Here is a 321-nt window from a genome sequence, read left to right as displayed (position 1 = left end):
ACGGCGGAAGCCTCCGCGGTCGCCTCCGCGGTCGCCGCCGCGGTCGCCGTAGCCACCACCGCGGTTGTCGTCGCGGTCGCGCCGGCCGTAGCCGCCACGGTCGTCCTCACGGCGGTAGGGCGGACGGTCTCCGCCACGGTCGTCGCGACGGAAGCCGCCGCGGTCGCCGCCGCGGTCGTCCCGACGCGGCCCGCGGTCGCGGTCGTCGCGCTGGTACGCCGGACGCGGCCCACGGTCACCCTCACGACGGTCATCCCTACGACCGCCAAAGCCACCACGCTCGCCGCGGTCGCCGTAACCGCCACCACGCCGGTCGTCACG

General features: G+C 77.3%; 1 pseudogene. It reads left to right on the top strand.

The features are described from left to right. Positions 1-321: pseudogene (locus IO33_RS51630) on the top strand (hypothetical protein); the annotation flags it as partial.

This window comes from Streptomyces durhamensis (assembly GCF_000725475.1).
In the GTDB taxonomy this organism is placed as follows: domain Bacteria; phylum Actinomycetota; class Actinomycetes; order Streptomycetales; family Streptomycetaceae; genus Streptomyces; species Streptomyces filipinensis.
The sequence above is the reverse complement of the archived record's forward strand: the minus strand, read 5'-3'. Positions and strand labels throughout refer to the sequence as shown.